Here is a 14078-nt window from a genome sequence, read left to right as displayed (position 1 = left end):
CCGAACGGGATACGGTCCCGTCCGGAGCGAAACGAACGAAGCGCGGGGGCTGTTCTCCGGATCAAAAATCGAAAGGGAATACATGTATAAGAAAGGCATCTATAAGATTCTTGCGAACGAGCCGCTGACGGCCTCGGTGTGGCGCATGGTGCTGGAGGGCGATACCGAATGGATCGTCCGTCCGGGACAGTTCGTCAATATCGCGCTCGAAGGCCGCTACCTGCGCCGTCCGATTTCGGTGTGCGACTGCGATGCACGGACCCTCACGCTCATCTATAAGGTCGTGGGCGGAGGTACGGAGCAGATGAGCCGCATGGCGGCGGGCGCGGAGCTGGACCTGCTGACGGGACTCGGCAACGGCTTCGACACCTCCAACGATGCGCGGCGGCCCCTGCTGGTGGGCGGCGGCGTAGGCGTGCCTCCGCTCTACAAGCTGGCCAAAGCGCTGCTGGCGGAGGGCAAACCGGTGAGCGTCGTGCTGGGATTCAACACGGCGGACGAGATCTTCTACGCCGACGAATTCCGGGCGCTGGGGTGCGACGTGCATGTCGCCACGGCCGACGGTTCGGCCGGGACGAAAGGCTTCGTCACGACGGCCATCGCCGGCGACGGCATCGACTTCGACTACTTCTATGCCTGCGGTCCGCTGCCGATGCTGCGCGCGCTGTGCGACTCGGTCGCGCAGGACGGCCAGCTGTCGTTCGAGGAGCGTATGGGATGCGGTTTCGGCGCCTGCATGGGCTGTTCGTGCAAAACGAAATACGGCAACAAACGCATCTGCAAGGAGGGCCCCGTATTAACGAAAGGGGAGATCATATGGTAAGCAAGCAGTTCATCGCACAGAACCGGCCGGCAGGAAAACCTGCCCCGGATATGTCCGTCACCCTGAGCGGTCTGAAGCTGGACAACCCGGTCGTTCCGGCCAGCGGTACGTTCGGATACGGCAACGAATTCCGGGATTTTTACGACATCAACATCCTCGGTTCGTTCTCGTTCAAGGGCACCACGCGCGAACCGCGCTTCGGCAATCCCACGCCCCGCATCGCCGAATGTGAGGCGGGGATGATCAACGCCGTGGGACTGCAGAATCCCGGCATCGACGCCGTGATCGCCGAGGAGCTACCGCGCCTGAAGAGCTTCTTTCATAAACCCGTGATCGCCAATATCAGCGGCTTCTCGATCGAGGAGTACGCCTATTGCTGCGAGCGGATCGACCGCGAGGAGCAGGTCGGCATCATCGAGGTCAATGTCTCGTGCCCCAACGTGCGGCACGGCGGCATGTCGTTCGGCACTTCGCCCGAATGTGCGGCCGAGGTGACGCGCGCGGTGAAGACCGTGACCACCAAACCGGTCTATATCAAACTGTCGCCCAACGTGACGGACATCGTCTCGATCGCCCGTGCCTGCGAAGAGGCCGGTGCCGACGGCATCTGCCTGATCAACACCCTGCTGGGAATGCGGATCGACGTGAGGTGCCGCAAGGCGGTGATCGCCAATACGATGGGCGGTTTTTCGGGCGCTGCGGTCTTTCCCGTGGCAGTGCGGATGGTTTATCAGGTCGCCAAAGCCTGCTCCGTACCCGTCATGGGATGCGGCGGCGTGACGACGGCCCGCGACGTGATCGAAATGATGATGGCCGGAGCCACGGCCGTGCAGGTCGGTGCCGCGAATCTGGTGAATCCCTATGCCTCGAAGGAGATCGTCGAAGCCCTGCCCGCCGAGATGGAGCGGCTGGGGATCGAGCGGCTGAGCGACATTATAGGAATCGTAGAATAAAGTTAAAATCGGATATGATGCAACACGACGTAATTATCGCCTGCGACTTCAAGTCGGCGGAAGACACTTTCAAGTTCCTCGACCTGTTCCGGGACGAGGAGCGCAAACCGTTCCTCAAGATCGGCATGGAGCTTTTCTATGCCGAAGGCCCTGCCATCGTGCGCGAAATCAAGCGCCGGGGCCACCGGATTTTCCTCGACCTGAAACTGCACGACATTCCCAACACCGTGAAGAAGGCGATGGCCGTGCTGTCGCGTCTGGACGTGGATATGTGCAACGTCCATGCGGCCGGAACGGTCGAGATGATGAAATACGCCCTCGAAGGGCTTACCCGCGAAGACGGCACGCGGCCCCTGCTGATCGCCGTGACGCAGCTCACCTCGACCAGCGAGGAGCGCATGCGGCAGGAGCTGCTTATCAACGCTTCGATCAACGACACGATCGTCAAATACGCGCAGAACACCCGTGCCGCGGGGCTGGACGGCGTGGTTTGCTCGCCGCTCGAAGCGGGCATGGTGCACGAAGCCTGCGGAAAAGAGTTCCTGACCGTCACGCCCGGCGTGCGTTTTGCAGACGGAGACGTTGCGGACCAAGTGCGCGTCACCACGCCCGCCCGTGCGCGGGAGATCGGCTCCGACTTCATCGTCGTGGGCCGTCCGATCACCGCCGCTGCGGACCCCGTGGCCGCGTACCGCAGGTGCGTAAGCGAATTTTGCGATTAAACACGATTAAAAACAGTCGATTATGAAACCGGTAAAACTTTTCTACCTGAAAAACTGTCCCTTCTGCCGCAAGGCGCTGCGTTACATCGAGCAGGCCAAGGCCGCACACCCCGAACTGCAGCCGGTGGCGATCGAAATGATCGAGGAGTCGGAGCAGTCCGATTTGGCCGACACGTTCGATTACTACTATGTGCCGACGTTTTACGTCGACGGCGTGAAGGTCCACGAGGGCGGCATCTATGCCGAGGAGGTGGAGAAGATTTTGCGTTCGGCGCTGGAATAAACAACTACAGAATATCATGGAGAAATCAATTGCTAAAGACCTGCTTTCGATCGGCGCGGTGTTCCTGCGCCCCGAACAGCCGTTTACATGGGCCAGCGGCATCAAAAGCCCGATTTACTGCGACAACCGCCTGACGCTGACGGCGCCTGTCGTGCGCGGACACGTCGAAGAGGGGCTGGCGCAGATCGTCCGCACCCGCTTTCCCGAAGCCGAAGTGCTGATGGGGACTTCGACCGCGGGCATCGCCCACGCCGCCATCACCGCGACGATCCTCGACCTGCCGATGGGCTATGTGCGCAGCGGTTCGAAGGATCACGGCCGCGGCAACCAGATCGAGGGCAAGCTCGAAAAGGGGCAGAAGGTGGTCGTGATCGAGGACCTGATCTCGACCGGCGGTTCGTGCATCGAGGTGGTGACCGCCCTGCGCGAAGCCGGCGCCGAGGTGCTGGGCGTGGCGTCGATCTTCACCTACGGCATGAAGAAGGGACTGGACCGCATGAAAGAGGCGAACGTCGTCAATTACAGTCTCTCGAATCTCGACGCGCTGGTGGAAGTGGCCGCCGAGGAGGGATACATCAAGCCCGAAGACAAGGCCCGTCTGCTGAAATTCCGCGACAATCCGTCGGACGAAAGCTGGATGGAAAAATAGTTTGCCGGGATCGCACGACGCTTTTCCGCACCTCGCTTGGGGGCATGGAAATGCGGCTTGCGCTCCCTCCGCACTCCGGTCGGCGCCGCGTGCAATCCGCAGCATGCCGCCGGCCGGCTGCAAACCCCGATTTTGATAAATGAAACAACCTATGAGACACCTGATTGACCCGACCGACCTGACGGTGGCCGAAACCGAACAAATCGTGGCGCTGGCCGAAGATATCATCGCCAACCGCGCCAAATACAGCGAAGCGTGCAAGGGGCGCAAGCTGGCGACGCTCTTTTACGAGCCTTCGACCCGCACCCGCCTGAGTTTCACCTCCGCCATGATGGAGCTGGGGGGCAGCGTCATCGGCTTTTCGGACGCCAATTCGTCGTCCGTGTCGAAAGGCGAAACCGTGGCGGACACCGTACGCGTGATCCGCTGTTTCGCGGACATTATCGCCATGCGCCACTTCAAGGAGGGCGCGCCGCTCGTAGCTTCGCAGTACGCCGGAATTCCGGTCATCAATGCGGGCGACGGCAGCCACAGCCACCCGACGCAGACCCTTACGGACCTTCTGACGATCAAGCGCGAGAAGGGGCGTTTCGACAACATGACGATCGGCTTCTGCGGCGACCTGAAATTCGGCCGCACGGTCCATTCGCTCATCAAGGCGCTGTCGCGCTATTCGGGGATCAAGGTGATCCTGATCGCCCCGCAGGAGCTGCGTCTTCCGGACTACATGCTGGCCGAGATGAGCGAGAATTCGAAACTCGAATTCCGCGAAGTCGAGACCATGGAGGAGGTGATGCCCGAACTGGACATACTCTACATGACGCGTGTGCAGAAGGAGCGTTTCCTCGACGAGGAGGAGTTCGACCGCGTGAAGAACAGCTTCGTGCTCGATCCCGGAAAGCTCGAAACCGCCAAGGAGGATATGATTATCCTGCACCCGCTGCCGCGCGTGAACGAAATCACGCGCGCCGTGGACAACGATCCCCGCGCAGCCTATTTCCGACAGGTCGAAAACGGCAAGTTCGTACGCATGGCGCTGATCCTTACGCTGCTGCGCTGGGCCGACGAAAACAAGCCCTTCGAGAAGACTCCCGTTTTCAGCGAAGACTACGTCGTCAATGAGATGGAGTGCTCCAACCGGCGCTGTATCTCGGCGACCGAAGATGTCGACCGGCTTTTCCACCGCCTGCCCGACGGCTCGTGCCGCTGCGCCTACTGCGAGGCCAAGGCGAAGTGATCTCCGGTATGGCCTTTCATATAAAGCTCCCATAAGGGAGCTTTTTTTCTTCCGCCTGCCTGAGTCTGTCTTCCGTTTTTCCTGAGTCCGCCGCTCTTCCGGGCCTTAGGGCGTGTTCCGGTCCGGGCGGTGCTTTCCGGCGGGTCGGACGGAGTGCATGCGCCCTGTTCGGCCGATTTTCCGGTTTCGAATGTAAAATTTGTTATTTCGATTAGTAACCTGTCTTGTGAAATTGTATTATTTATAGAAACAAAGGCGCAGAACGGGGTGCAATAACGTCTGCGGTTGCAAAAAGTTTTACTATCTTTGCATCAATTCTAACATTAACCTGAAAAGAACCGATGTCTGCAAATTCCCGAAAAGTATCGCCGCTGGCATGGGTCCCCACGGTCTATTTTGCCATGGGGCTCCCGTTTATTATCGTAAACATGGTAGCGACGCTGATGTTCCGAGGGCTGGGTATCGACGATGCCCGCATTACGCTCTGGACTTCGCTGATTATCCTGCCGTGGTCGCTCAAACCCTTCTGGAGTCCCTTGATGGAGATGTTCAGGACCAAGAAATTCTGGGTCGTCGCCACGCAGCTGGTTTCGGGTCTGGGACTTGCGCTGGTCGCCCTGTCGCTTCCGCTTCCCAACTTTTTCCCCTATGCCATCGCCCTGATGGCTGTCGTGGCCTTCAGCGGCGCGACGCACGACATCGCCACCGACGGCGTCTATATCACCGAACTTTCCAAAGACCTGCAGGCCAAGTTCATCGGCTGGCAGGGCGCCTTTTACAACATCGCTAAGGTCTTCGCCATGGGCGGACTGGTCTATCTGGCCGGCGCGCTCAAGGACCATGTCGGAATCGTGCAGGCGTGGATGACCGTGATGGGCCTTTGCGGCGGCATTCTCTTCCTGCTTGGGCTGTACCACATCCGCATGCTGCCTTCGGGCGGCGCCGCGACGGCCCACGCCGATAGTTTCGGCGGCGCCATGCGCGAGACGAAGCGCATCTTTCTGGAGTTCTTCAAGAAGAAATACATCTGGATCTATTTCGCCTTCATCCTCTTCTACCGCTTCGCCGAAGGTCTGGTCATCAAGATCGTGCCGCTGTTCCTCAACGCTCCGCTCGATCAGCAGGGCATGGGCCTTACCGAACAGCAGATCGGACTCTATTACGGTACGTTCGGCGTGATCGCCTTCGTCGTGGGGTCCATTCTGGGCGGCTATTTCATTTCGTGGCTCAAACTGCGGCGCGCCTTGTTCCCGCTGGTCTGCATCTTCAACGTTCCGTTCGTGGTCTACGCGCTGCTGGCGTGGTTCCAGCCTTCGAGCCCCGTGCTGATCTGCGCGGCCATCGTGTTCGAATATTTCAGTTACGGCTTCGGCTTCGTGGGACTCACGCTCTTCATCATGCAGCAGGTGGCGCCCGGCCCGCACCAGATGGCGCACTACGCCTTCGGGTCGTCGCTCGCCAACCTCGGCGTGATGCTTCCGGGTATGATCAGCGGCTGGCTTTGCGACAACTTGGGCGGCTATCACTACTTCTTCATGTGGGCGTTGCTGGCGACGGTTCCCGCCTTCCTGCTCGCCGCGCGCATTCCCTTCACCCATCCCGATACCGAAGAGGTGGCGGCCGAGGAGATCGACAAAGAATTGATCAACGAATAAACAGATAACGTAAAACTATGGACAACAACCTGAAAATCGTAGGCCCGGCCATGCCGGATATGCCGTGGGAGGATCGTCCCGCCGGCTCCAAAGAAGTGATGTGGCGCTATTCGGCCAATCCGATCATCCCGCGCGACGCGCTTTCGACGTCGAACAGCATTTTCAACTCGGCGGTCATTCCCTTCAAGAAAGGCAAGTATAATTATGCGGGCGTTTTCCGCTGCGACGACACCAACCGCCGCATGCGCATCCACGCCGCTTTCTCGGTGGACGGCATCAAGTGGGATATCTGCGAGGAGGATTTCAAACTCGTGGGCGCCGATCCCGAAATCGCCGAGTGGGTTTACGGTTACGATCCCCGCGTGGCCAAGATCGAGGATAAGTATTATGTGACGTGGTGCAACGGCTACCACGGCCCGACGATCGGCATCGCGTGGACCGACGACTTCGAGACGTTCCACCAGTTGGAGAACGCCTTTATCCCCTTCAACCGCAACGGCGTGCTGTTCCCCCGCAAGATCAACGGCCGTTTCGCCATGCTGTCGCGTCCGAGCGACAACGGCCATACGGCTTTCGGCGACATTTTCTACTCGGAGTCGCCCGACATGGAGTTCTGGGGCCGCCACCGTCATGTGATGTCGCCCGCAGCCTTCGAGGTGTCGGCATGGCAGTGCATGAAGATCGGTGCGGGTCCCGTGCCCATCGAGACGAGCGAGGGCTGGCTGCTGCTCTACCACGGCGTGCTGCGTTCGTGCAACGGTTATGTCTATGCGTTCGGTTCGGCGCTGCTCGACCTCGACCAGCCGTGGAAGACGATCGCCCGCAGCGGCCCGTACCTGATTTCGCCGCGCGAGATTTACGAACTGACGGGCGACGTTCCGAACGTCACGTTCCCCTGCGCGTCGCTCCATGACCCCGAAACGGGCCGGATCGCCGTCTATTACGGATGCGCCGACACCGTCACGGGCCTTGCCTTCGGTTATATCCCCGAAATCGTCAAGTTTACCAAGGAAAACAATATTCTCTGACGATGCTGCGACGAACGCTCTTAACTGCTGCGCTCGCCGCAGCCGTTTTCTGCGCACCGCTGCGTGCGCAGGAGCCTGCCGACTGGGTCGATCCATTCGTCGGCACGACCAACTTCGGCACGACCAACCCCGGCGCGGTGTGTCCCAACGGCATGATGTCCGTGGTTCCCTTCAACGTGATGGGTTCCGACGAGAACGTCTACGACAAGGACGCCCGCTGGTGGTCCGCGCCCTATGAGTTCCACAATAAGTTCTTCACGGGCTTCGCCCATGTCACGCTGAGCGGCGTGGGATGCCCCGAACTGGGATCGCTGCTGGTGATGCCGACCACGGGCGCGCTCGACGTCGATTACCGCAATTACGGCAGCAAGTACACCGGTGAAACCGCTTCTCCGGGCTACTATTCGAACCGGCTTTCGAAGTACGGCGTCCTTGCCGAAGTGACGGCCACGCCGCGCAGCTCGGCCGAACGCTACACCTTCCCGGCGGGCGAGAGCCATATCCTGCTCAATCTGGGCGAGGGCCTTACCAACGAATCGGGAGCTTGGGTGCGCCGCGTGAGCGATACCGAGGTCGAGGGCATGAAACTGCTCGGCACGTTCTGCTACAACCCGCAGGCGGTGTTCCCGATCTATTTCGTGATGCGCGTCTCGAAACGCCCCTCCGCCACGGGATTCTGGAAGAAACAGCCCCCCAAATACGGTGTTGAAGCCGAGTGGGACAAGGATGCCGGCAATTACAAACTCTATACGCACTACGACCGTGAACTCGCGGGCGACGACGTGGGCGTGTGGTTCAGCTACGATACGACGGAGGGCGAGCAGCTCGAAGTCCGCATGGGCGTTTCGTTCGTGTCGGTCGAGAATGCGCGCCTGAACCTCGAAGCCGAGCAGCAGGAGCGTTCGTTCGACGACATCCGTGCCGCAGCGCGCCGCTCGTGGAACGACGATCTGGGCCGCATCCGCGTCGAGGGCGGCACCGACGCGCAGAAGAAGGTCTTCTATACGGGGCTCTATCATGCGCTGATCCATCCCAACGTGCTGAGCGACGTCAACGGTGAATACCCCGCGATGGAGAGCGCCGAAATCCGCACCGCCGAGGGCAACCGCTATACGGTCTTCTCGCTCTGGGACACCTACCGCAACCTGCACCAGCTGATGACGCTGGTCTATCCCGAACGCCAGCTGGAAATGGTGCGTTCGATGATCGGCATGTACAAGGAGTGGGGCTGGCTGCCGAAATGGGAGCTTTACGGCCGCGAAACCTTCACCATGGAGGGCGATCCGGCCATCCCGGTGATCGTCGATACGTGGATGAAGGGCCTGCGCGATTTCGACATGGACGCCGCTTACGAGGCGATGCGCAAGTCGGCCACGACGCCCGGCGCGCAGAACAGGATGCGCCCCGACATCGATCCCTATGTCGAAAAGGGCTACGTGCCGCTGGGTTTCTACGCCCGTGACCTTTCGGGCGACAACTCCGTGTCGCACGCGCTGGAATACTACATCGCCGACCATGCCCTGTCGCTGCTGGCCGATTCGCTCGGCCGCAGGGAGGACGCGGCGCTGTTCCGGAACCGTTCGCTCGGCTATAAGAACTATTACAGTCCCGAATCGGGCACTTTCCGTCCGATCACCGGGGAGGGCGGTTTCCTGACGCCGTTCGATCCGCGGCAGGGCGAGAATTTTGAGCCGGTCCCCGGTTTTCACGAAGGCTCGGCATGGAACTATACGTTCTATGTCCCGCACGACGTCTACGGACTGTCGAAGCTGATGGGCGGCCGGCGCAAATTCATCGCCAAGCTGCAAATGGTCTTCGACGAGGGGCTTTACGATCCCGCGAACGAACCCGACATCGCCTATCCCTACCTTTTCAGCTATTTCCGGGGCGAGGAGTGGCGTACGCAGCGCGAGGTGAACCGCCTGCTGGCCAAATACTTCACCACCGCGCCCGACGGCATTCCCGGCAACGACGATACCGGAACCATGTCGGCGTGGGCCGTCTTCTCGATGATGGGCTTCTATCCCGACTGTCCGGGCGAGCCGTATTACACGCTTACCTCGCCGGTTTTCGATCGGGTGACCGTTACGCTCGACAGGAAATACTATCCGGCCGGGGAACTCGTCATCGAGACGAAGCGTCCCGATTCCGGCGCGGTCTATATCCGCTCGATGACGCTCGGCGGCAAACCGCTGAAGCGATACCGCATCGGCCACGACGAGCTGCTGCGGGGCGGACGGCTGACTTTCGAACTTCAAAACCGCAAATAGATGAGACTCTTCCGCTGGATATTCGTTGTGTCGCTGCTGCTCGTCTCGTCCGGAGTCCGGGCGCAGACCCGGCTGACCCGCAACGGCAAACCTGCGGCCCGGATCGTCGTGGCACAGCAAACTGCCGCCGATCTCACGGCCGCGCAGCTGCTGCAGCGATTCGTCCGCGAATCGACCGGTGCGACACTGCCCCTGCTGCATGACGTGACGCCCCGCAAGGGCAACATCCTGATCGGCGCTTCGGACACCGCGGGACTTGCCGAGGACGGCTTCCGCCTGCGCACGCAGGACGGCGTGCTGCGCATCAGCAGCGGCGGCGACAAGGGGGCGGTTTACGGCGTCATGACGCTGCTGGAACGTTACTTGGGGCTGGATTACTTCGCCGCCGGGGTCTATGACCTCGACCGGAATCCGACCGTCACGCTTCCGGCGATGGACTTCGCCGAAAATCCGGCGTTCCGCTATCGCCAGAGTCAGGGCTACGGCATGGCGCAGGACTCCGTGTACCGGCTGGCCCTGCGTCTGGAGGAGCCGCGCGACATCTTTGCCGGCGGGTTGTGGGTGCACACCTTCAACAGCCTGCTTCCGGCGTCGGTCTACGGCGCGGAGCATCCCGAATACTACTCGTTCATCAACGGCGAACGACGTCCCGGCCGCGCCAGCCAATGGTGTCTCACCAACGACGAACTCTTCGAACTGGTGGCGGCGAAAGTCGATTCGATCTTCCGGGCCAACCCCGGCATGAACATCATCTCCATAAGCCAGAACGACAGCAATTTCACCTACTGCCGCTGTGAGGAGTGCGAGAAGGTCAACCGGCACGAAGGCGCGCTTTCGGGCAACTATGTCCGCTTCCTGAACAAGCTGGCGGAGCGTTTCCCCGACAAGGAGTTTTCGACGCTGGCCTACCTCTTTACGATGCAGCCCCCGAAGCACGTGAAGCCGCTGCCCAACGTCAATATCATGCTGTGCGACATCGACTGCGACCGCGAAGTGCCCCTTACGGACAATGCGTCGGGCCGCGAGTTCATCGAAGCGATGGAGGGGTGGGCGGCCCTGTCGGACAATATCTTCGTGTGGGACTACGGCATCAATTTCGACAACATGGTCGCTCCGTTCCCCAACTTTCCGATACTCAAACCCAACATCGGGCTTTTCCGGCGCAACCACGCCACGATGCACTTCTCGCAGATCGGCGGCTCGTACGGCGGCGATTTCTCGGAGATGCGCACCTATGTGGTCGCCAAGCTGATGTGGAATCCCGATCAGGATACCGATTCGCTCATGCTGCGTTTCATGCGCGGCTATTACGGACCCGCTGCGCCTTATATTTATCAGTACGAAAAACTGCTCGAAGGCGCATTGCTGGCGGGCGGCCAGCGGTTGTGGATATACGATTCTCCCGTCTCGCACAAGGACGGCATGCTCAACGCCGCCTGCCGCAAGCGTTACGGAGAGCTGTTCGACTGCGCCGAGCGGGCCGTGGCGGGGGATTCCGTCCTGCTGCGCCGCGTGCGCCTGACGCGTCTGCCGCTGATGTACTCCAACCTCGAAATCGCCCGCACGACGGCCGACAAGGACCTCGGCGCCGTGGTGAGCGAGCTGGACGCGTTCGAGAAATACGTGACCCAATTCGGCGTGAAAACGCTCAACGAGCGCAACAACAGTCCGCAGGAATACTGCCGGCTCTACCGCAAACGTTACCTTCCTGCGGAGAACTCCAATCTGGCGCTGGGCGCGCGGATCGTCTGGATCGACGCTCCTGCGGAGAAATACCGGGCGTCGGGCGAGAAGACCCTGACCGACGGTCTTTTCGGCGGCGCATCGTTCGTCGAGAGCTGGACGGGCTGGGAGGGCAAGGACGGCGCCTTCGTCGTCGATCTGGGCCGCGACGTGACCTTCTCGACGGTCGAGACCGATTTCCTGCACCAGCTGGGCCAGTGGATTCTGCTGCCCCGTTCGGTGCGCTACTCCGTTTCGTTCGACAACGCGGACTGGACCCCGTTCGGGCAGGTGGAGTTTCCTGAGGACCAGTCGGTGCCCGTGAAGTTCGTTCCGGCTGCCGTCACGGCCGCACAACCGGTGCTGGCCCGCTATGTCAAAGTCGAAATCGAAGGCGTCAAGACCTGTCCGCCGTGGCATTACGGCGTAGGCTGCCCCTGCTGGTTCTTCCTCGACGAAGTGACCGTGAAATAAAACGTTGCGAAAAATTTTAAACGATTGCATAATGAAACCCAAGCATCTTCTTTCCTTATCCGTTCTGCTGATCTCGGCCGCCTGTTCGCAGCCTGAGCAGAAGCCGCTGACGCAGTATGTCGACATGTATATCGGCACGGGCGGCCACGGCCATGTCTTCATGGGGGCCAACGTTCCGTTCGGCGCCGTGCAGCTCGGCCCCACCAGCATCCCGCAGTCGTGGGACTGGGTGTCGGGATACCACATTTCCGATACGACCGTCATCGGTTTCAGCCATACCCACCTCAACGGAACGGGTATCGGCGACCTGTTCGACGTCACGGTGATGCCCGTCGTGGGCGGGGTGACCTACGCCCGCGGCACGGAGGACGACCCGCAGTCGGGGCTTTGGTCCTATTTCAGCCGTAAGAACGAAAAAGCCCGTCCGGGCTATTACGCCACGCGGCTCGACCGCTACGGCGTCGATGTGGAGCTGACCGCCACCAAGCGCGTCGGGCTGCACAAATACACCTTCCCCGCGTCGCAGGAGGCTGCCGTGGTCTTCGACCTCGAAAACGGCGGCTGCTGGGACAAGGCCACCGAGACCGCATTCGTTTCCGACGGACTCCGGCTCAGCGGTTACCGCTATTCGACGGGCTGGGCCAAGGATCAGCGCGTTTACTTCACGGCCGAATTCTCGAAGCCGGTGAAGAATATCTCCTATCCCGATGCGTCGGAGACGGTTCCGGAGGAGGGCGACGTTACGGTCAAGGGCCGTTACGCCCGCGTGGAGTTCGATACGACCGACGGCGAGCCGCTTTATATGAAAGTGGCGATTTCGCCCGTGAGCATCGAGAACGCCAAGCTCAACATGCAGGCGGAACTTCCCGGCTGGGACTTCGAAGCCACGGCGGCGGCGGCCGACAAGGCGTGGAACGCCGAGCTGCAGAAGGTGCGTGTCGAGACTGCGGACGAAGCCGCCCGCCGCATCTTCTATACGGCGCTCTACCACACGATGGTCGCTCCGTCGGAGTTCTGCGACGTGAACGGCGACTATCGGGGCGCTGACGGCGAGATCTACCGCGCCGCGCCGTTCGTGAACTATACGACCTTCTCGTTGTGGGACACCTACCGCGCTGCCCAGCCGCTGATGACGATTCTCCATCCTGAGAAGATGCCCGACATCGCCAATACGATGCTCCATATCTACACGCAGCAGGGCAAGCTTCCCGTCTGGCACCTCGCGGGCAACGAGACCGACTGCATGGTCGGCAATCCCGGCATTCCGGCCATGGCCGACATCGTGCTGAAAGGTTACGGCGGCTTCGACAAGGAGCTGGCCTACGAGGCGCTGAAGAAATCCGCCATGCTCGGCGAGCGGGGTATGGACCTGCGCATGAAATACGGCTATATCCCCTGCGACCTCTTCAACGAAGCGGTGGCCTACGACATGGAGTACGCGCTGGCCGACTGGGCCGTGGCTCAGGTCGCGGCGCAGCGCGGCGATACGGCCGATTACGACTATTTCCTCGATCGCAGCAAATCCTACCGCCACTTCTTCGATCCCGAAACCCGCTTCATGCGCGGGCTGGATTCGAAAGGCGGCTTCCGCACGCCCTTCAACCCGTTCGCTTCGACCCACCGCGAGGACGACTACTGTGAGGGCAATGCGTGGCAGTATACGTGGCTCGTGCCGCACGACGTCGAGGGGCTGATCGGCTGCTTCGGCGGCAAGGAGGCTTTCGTCGAAAAACTCGACTCGCTCTTCACGGTCAGCTCCGTGCTGGAGGGCGCCGCTTCGCCCGACATTTCGGGCCTGATCGGTCAGTACGCCCACGGCAACGAACCCAGCCACCACGTCGTCTACCTCTATACGATGATCGGCCAGCCCGCGAAGACCGCCGACAAGGTGCGCGAAATCCTGACGACGCTCTATCACGACCAACCCGACGGATTGTCGGGCAACGAGGACGTCGGCCAGATGTCGGCGTGGTACGTGCTTTCGTCGCTGGGATTCTATCAGGTCGAGCCAGCCGGAGGACGCTACTTCTTCGGTTCGCCGCTCTTCGACAAGGCCGAGCTGCGCGTGCGCGACGGCGTGTTCACCGTGATCGCGCACAACAATTCGGCGGCTGACAAATACATTCAGCGCGTGAAACTCAACGGCGAGCCGTACGCCAAGCCCTATATCGGTTTCGAAGAGATCGCCGCGGGCGGCACGCTCGAATTCGAAATGGGACCGGAGCCTGCCGTATGGTACGAACTTTAAACGGAAATGACAGC

Annotated in this window: 11 protein-coding genes; all 11 read left to right on the top strand. The window is 60.9% G+C overall.

Features of this window, described 5'->3' with window-relative positions; translation table 11 throughout:
- Positions 1-82: 82 nt before the first annotated feature.
- The gene (locus tag ACESTR_RS08030) at positions 83-823 is read left to right on the top strand and encodes a dihydroorotate dehydrogenase electron transfer subunit (protein WP_009597414.1); all 741 of its coding nucleotides are present in this window, start codon (positions 83-85) and stop codon (positions 821-823) included.
- Complete coding sequence (locus ACESTR_RS08025; RefSeq protein ID WP_009597387.1) at positions 817-1776, top strand: dihydroorotate dehydrogenase; 960 nt, start codon at positions 817-819, stop codon at positions 1774-1776. Before ACESTR_RS08030 ends, ACESTR_RS08025 begins: the two co-directional genes overlap by 7 nt.
- A gap of 17 nt (positions 1777-1793) precedes the next feature.
- The gene (gene pyrF, locus ACESTR_RS08020) at positions 1794-2498 is read left to right on the top strand and encodes an orotidine-5'-phosphate decarboxylase (protein ID WP_039940061.1); all 705 of its coding nucleotides are present in this window, start codon (positions 1794-1796) and stop codon (positions 2496-2498) included.
- 22 nt (positions 2499-2520) lie between these two features.
- Positions 2521-2781 (top strand): TlpA family protein disulfide reductase, encoded by a 261-nt coding sequence (locus ACESTR_RS08015; RefSeq protein ID WP_022043508.1) that lies wholly within the window; start codon positions 2521-2523, stop codon positions 2779-2781.
- A 16-nt stretch (positions 2782-2797) separates the two neighbouring features.
- The gene (gene pyrE / locus ACESTR_RS08010; RefSeq protein WP_009597415.1) at positions 2798-3430 is read left to right on the top strand and encodes an orotate phosphoribosyltransferase; all 633 of its coding nucleotides are present in this window, start codon (positions 2798-2800) and stop codon (positions 3428-3430) included.
- A 151-nt stretch (positions 3431-3581) separates the two neighbouring features.
- On the top strand, positions 3582-4667 hold the full coding sequence (gene pyrB, locus ACESTR_RS08005; RefSeq protein ID WP_009597373.1) for an aspartate carbamoyltransferase: 1086 nt from the start codon (positions 3582-3584) through the stop codon (positions 4665-4667).
- Positions 4668-5008: 341 nt separating this feature from the next.
- Positions 5009-6322 carry an MFS transporter gene (locus tag ACESTR_RS08000; protein WP_244076062.1) on the top strand — a complete coding sequence of 438 codons (1314 nt, stop codon included), beginning with the start codon at positions 5009-5011 and terminating at the stop codon, positions 6320-6322.
- Between the two features lie 17 nt (positions 6323-6339).
- Positions 6340-7350, top strand: coding sequence for a glycoside hydrolase family 130 protein (locus ACESTR_RS07995; protein ID WP_009597427.1), 1011 nt, complete (start codon positions 6340-6342; stop codon positions 7348-7350).
- Between the two features lie 5 nt (positions 7351-7355).
- A complete protein-coding gene (locus tag ACESTR_RS07990) occupies positions 7356-9620 on the top strand; it encodes a GH92 family glycosyl hydrolase (protein ID WP_302576138.1) in 2265 nt (754 codons plus the stop codon).
- On the top strand, positions 9621-11816 hold the full coding sequence (locus ACESTR_RS07985) for a DUF4838 domain-containing protein (RefSeq protein ID WP_373179077.1): 2196 nt from the start codon (positions 9621-9623) through the stop codon (positions 11814-11816).
- A gap of 31 nt (positions 11817-11847) precedes the next feature.
- The gene (locus ACESTR_RS07980) at positions 11848-14064 is read left to right on the top strand and encodes a GH92 family glycosyl hydrolase (protein ID WP_014775921.1); all 2217 of its coding nucleotides are present in this window, start codon (positions 11848-11850) and stop codon (positions 14062-14064) included.
- Positions 14065-14078: the final 14 nt, after the last annotated feature.

The sequence above is a fragment of the Alistipes sp. DJF_B185 genome, from assembly GCF_964250025.1.
Classification (GTDB): domain Bacteria; phylum Bacteroidota; class Bacteroidia; order Bacteroidales; family Rikenellaceae; genus Alistipes; species Alistipes finegoldii.
The sequence above is the reverse complement of the archived record's forward strand: the minus strand, read 5'-3'. Positions and strand labels throughout refer to the sequence as shown.